Genomic DNA, 4,553 nt, shown 5'->3' on the forward strand with positions numbered 1-4,553 from the left:
GGCCTCGAAGCGATAGACGTGGGCGACGTAGCCTGCCGTGTCGCCCGACGTGGCGGAATAGCAGGTGTTGGCGATGACCGGGATGGGGTCGGGCGCGCGGCCTGCGAGCAACTCGACGATGGCGGCGGCGCACACCTTGGCGTGGTTGGTCGCCATGTGGCCGGACTTCGGCAGGGGGGCGCCCACCGAGTCGCCGATGATGTGGACGTTGGGCACGCTGGTCGACTCGAAGGTGGCCAGGTTGACCGTGCACCAGACCTTGTTGCTGTCGTTGCGTACGCCGGCCAGATCGCAGACTTCGCCGGCGCGCTGGCGCGGCACGACGTTGAGCACGTCGCCCCTGACGTCGTCGAACTCGGTCGTGACGACCATCTTGCTGCTGTCGATGGCGAGCGGGGCGTTGTTGGGGCGGTAGTCGACCATGCCGGGGTACAGGGTGTTCCAGGCGTCGGTGAACAGGGGCTTCTTCGACACGATGTCGGGGTTGCCGTCGAGCAGGATGATCTTCGATTTGGGCTTCGCCTGCTTGAAGTAGTGGGCGACCATGCAGACCCGCTCGTAGGGACCGGGCGGGCAGCGGTAGGGTGCCGCCGGCACCGACATGACGAAGGTGCCGCCGTCTGCCATGGCTTCGAGCTGCTTCCGCAGCAGGACGGTCTGCGCCCCGGCTTTCCAGGCGTGCACCACCTTGCCGGCGGCCTCGGCTTCCTTGAAGCCGCGCACGGTATCGGTGAGGATATCGATGCCTGGGGCGAGCACCAGGCGGTCGTAGCCGATGCTGGCGCCGCCGCGGGTCTTGACCACGCGCTTGTCGACGTCGATGGCGACGACGGTGTCCTTGACCATCTTGATGCCGTGGGCGGGCAGCCGGTCGTAGCCGTGGGTGATGTCGTCCATGGTGCGCAGGCCGCCCAGCACCCAGTTGGAAATCGGGCAGGACACGAACTTGTCGTTCGGTTCGATCAGGGTGACGTCGATATCGGGGCCCCACTGGCGCAGGTACTTGGCGCAGGTGGCGCCGCCGAAGCCGGCGCCGACCACGACAACCCGGGCGCGGGGGGTGCCCGGCATGGTGGCGCAACCGGTCAACGCGGCTGCAACGCCAGCGCCGGACCACTTCAGGAAATCGCGACGATTCAGGATCATGCTTTGGCCTCCTCGGGGGTTATTTCAGGCTGGCGAAGTAGTCGCCCATGGCCTCGATTTCGGCATCGGTATAGCCGGCGGCGTGGCGCTTCATGATGGTTCCCGGCTTCTCGCCGGACCTGAACTCCTTCATGCTCTGCACGAAGAAGGCCTTGTTCTGGCCCGCCAGGTTCGGGTTCTTTCCTACGCTCTTGCCGCCGGGGCCGTGGCAGGACATGCAGGTGGATGCGATAACCTGGGTGTGCATGTCAGCTGCGCCGACGATGCCGGAAAGGGCGAGGCCGATGAAGCTGCCAAGCACCAGGGTGGTTTTCTTGTGCATAGACTCCTCCAGAAACGTGGGGGGCAGGACGGGAACCGCGACGGCCCCGCAAGCCTTGATTCTGGCGGGGTTTGGAACGCCCCGTCCAGAAATGCCATGTTGGGTGAGCCTCTATGCCTTGTCAACAAGCGGGGGCTTATATAGCGCGGCCTTGAAGCGCGCTGGACGGGCGTTTGCGCGGCCTGCTCAACTGCGCGCGCCGAGGGTCAGCGCCCGGTTTTTGCTGGCCTGGCGCGCCTGTTCGTCGGCATCGCGATTGCAGTCGTCGCTCACCCAGCCGCCCAGATTTTCCAGCGCGATCTGGCCGAGCGCATCGATCCAGAGCGGGTGTTCGTTGAGTGCCGGGATGTAGTGAAACTCCTTGCCGCCGGCTTCGAGAAAGCTGGCGCGGCCTTCCATCGCCAGTTCTTCCAGGGTTTCCAGGCAGTCGGCTGTGAAGCCGGGAGCGACCACGTCGACGCGTCCCGTGCCGTCGCGGCCGAGCGCCGTCAGCGTCTTGCCGGTGTAGGGCTGCAGCCATTCGGCGCGGCCGAAGCGCGACTGGAAGGCGAGACGATATTGCTTCGGGTCGAGCCCCAGCGCTTCCGCCAGCAGGCGTCCGGTCTTGCGGCATTCGCAGTGATAGGGGTCGCCCTTGTCGAGCGTGTAGCGCGGCACGCCGTGGAAGCTCATCAGCAATACGTCGGGGCGGCCGTGCATCTGCCAGTAATCGCGGATGTTGGCGGCCAGCGCCTGGATATAGGCGGGGTGGTCGTGGTAGTGCTTGAGCGTGCGCAGCGCCGGCTGATTGCGGACTTGCTGCAGCCAGGCAAATGCCATGTCGAATGCGGTGGCGGTGCTGGAGGCGGCGTATTGCGGATAGGCGGGCAGGATCAGGATGCGGTCGCAGCCGGCAGCCTTCATCCTGGCGAGCGTGCCGGATATCGACGGCTCGCCGTAGCGCATCGCGTAGTCGACCATGAAGGGCGAGGCGAGCTTTTCGCTCAGCCAGCCTTTCAACAGCTTGGCCTGCTTCTCGGTGTGGACCTTGAGCGGCGAGCCGTCCCTGGTCCAGATCGCGGCGTATTTCGCGGCCGACTTTTTCGGCCGGGTGTTGAGGATGATGCCGTTGAGGATCAGCCACCACACGGCGCGCGGGATTTCCACCACGCGCGGGTCGGACAGGAACTGCTTCAGGTAGGGCCGCAATGCCTGGGCCGTGGGCGCCTCGGGGGTACCGAGGTTGACCAGCAGGATGCCGGTCTTCGCCTGCCGACCGTGGCTGTACTCGGGCTCTTTCAGATAGCGCATCAGTGGTGCGACAGCGCGCTGGAGAGAATCTTGGCGGTGATATCGACGATCGGCACCACGCGTTCGTAGGCCATGCGCGTGGGGCCGACCACGCCGAGCGTGCCGACCACCTGGCCGTCGACCGAATAGGGTGCGGTGACGAGGCTGCATTCGTCGAGCGGCAGCAGTTCGGATTCGCCGCCGATGAATATCTGCACCCCGGCGGCGCCGCGCGACTGGTCGAGCAGTTGCAGCAGGCCGGTCTTCTGCTCGAAGGCGTCGAACAGGCGGCGCAGGCTGCCCATGTTGCTGGAGAGTTCCTCGACGTCGAGCAGCTTGCGGCTGCCGGCGACCACCACGTTGTCCTGGCTGGCGTCGAGCGCCTGGCTGCCGGCATCGACCGCCGCCGCCATCAGGCGGGTGATGTCGTCGCGCATGCGGCCGAGCTCGTCGCGCAGCTTGTTGCGCACCTGGTCGAAGCTATGGCCGGCGAAGTGCTGGTTGAAATAATTGGCCGCCTCGGTCAGCGCGGAGGCGCTGTAGGGCTGTTCGGTGAGGATGACGCGGTTCTCGACCTCGCCTTCCATGGTGACGATGATGAGCAGGATGCGCTTGTCGGACAGGCTGATGAATTCGACCTGGCGGAATGCCGGGCTGCGCCGCGGCGTCATCACCAGGCCGGCAAACCGGCTGAGGTCGGACAACAGGGTGGAGGCCGCCGTCATCAGCCGTTGCGGGTCGGACGATGTCAGGCTGTTTTCGAGCTGACTGACTTCGACCTGCGCCAGCGGGCGCACCGTCAGCAGCGTATCGACGAAGAAGCGGTAGCCGCGCGGCGTCGGCACCCGCCCGGCCGAAGTGTGCGGGCTGGCGACGAAGCCCATTTCCTCGAGGTCGGCCATGATGTTGCGGATGCTGGCGGGCGACAGGTCCAGCCCGGCGTGTTTCGACAGGGTGCGCGAGCCCACCGGTTCGCCCTCGCTGATGTAGCGTTCAACCAGGGTTTTCAGCAGGATGCGGGCGCGGTCGTTGAGCATGGGCAGATTATAGGGGCAAGATACAAGACCCAAGGTACAAGTTCCAAGTTGCAAGTTCCAGGTTTCAAGGATCGACAGGTGGGCGGCTTTAAGCCAGGCCGCGAATCACTTGCATCTTGCAACTTGGAACTTGTATCTCGCCTATATAATCGGCCCTCATGCAAACCCTTTTCCATACCGTCGGTCTTGTCGGTAAATACAACAATCAGGGCATGGAAGCCTCCGTGCGGTCACTGGGGGAGTTTCTGCGGGGGCGCGGGCATGCGGTTCTGCTTGCCAGCCAGACCGCCGAACATCTGGGAATCGATGACTTTCCCACCCGCAATCTGCAGGATCTGGCGATCGGCAGCGATGCGGTCGTGGTGCTGGGCGGCGACGGCACCATGCTGTCGATCGCGCGCGAACTGGCGCCACGCGGCGTGCCGCTGATCGGCATCAACCAGGGGCGGCTGGGCTTTCTTACCGACATCACGGTTGACCACATGTACGATGCGGTGGCGGAAATCCTCAGCGGCCAGTACATGGCGGAAGAACGCATCCTGCTGAACGGCCAGGTGCATCGCGGCGGCGAGCGCGTTTTCGAGTCCACTGCGTTCAACGATGTGGTGGTGGGCAAGGGCGGCTCGGGCCGCCTGATCGATCTGGAAATCGCCATCAACGGCGAATTCGTCCAGAGCCAGCGTGCCGACGGCCTGGTGGTCACCAGCCCGACCGGCACCACGGCCTACGCACTGTCGGCTGGCGGGCCGATCATGCATCCGACGCTGGAGGCGGTGGCG

The 4,553-nt window shown here is 65.2% G+C and carries 5 protein-coding genes; 1 reads left to right on the top strand and 4 read right to left on the bottom strand.

Annotated features, from left to right (window positions below):
• From Q0L94_RS08055 to hrcA, 4 genes are all read right to left on the bottom strand, one after another.
• Positions 1 to 1,146: FAD-dependent oxidoreductase (locus tag Q0L94_RS08055; protein ID WP_296752231.1), on the bottom strand; the 1,146-nt coding region annotated here is incomplete at its 3' end.
• Positions 1,147 to 1,165: 19 nt separating this feature from the next.
• A complete protein-coding gene (locus Q0L94_RS08060; protein ID WP_296752233.1) occupies positions 1,166 to 1,468 on the bottom strand; it encodes a c-type cytochrome in 303 nt (100 codons plus the stop codon).
• 186 nt (positions 1,469 to 1,654) lie between these two features.
• Complete coding sequence (gene hemH / locus Q0L94_RS08065) at positions 1,655 to 2,758, bottom strand: ferrochelatase (RefSeq protein WP_296752235.1); 1,104 nt, start codon at positions 2,756 to 2,758, stop codon at positions 1,655 to 1,657.
• Positions 2,758 to 3,774 (bottom strand): heat-inducible transcriptional repressor HrcA, encoded by a 1,017-nt coding sequence (gene hrcA, locus Q0L94_RS08070; protein WP_296752237.1) that lies wholly within the window; start codon positions 3,772 to 3,774, stop codon positions 2,758 to 2,760. Before hrcA ends, hemH begins: the two co-directional genes overlap by 1 nt.
• 158 nt (positions 3,775 to 3,932) lie before the next feature.
• Between hrcA and Q0L94_RS08075 the strand changes: the two genes are divergently transcribed.
• Positions 3,933 to 4,553 (top strand): NAD(+)/NADH kinase (locus Q0L94_RS08075; protein ID WP_296752239.1); only part of this gene is annotated, 621 nt, incomplete at its 3' end.

Source organism: Thiobacillus sp. (assembly GCF_024708915.1).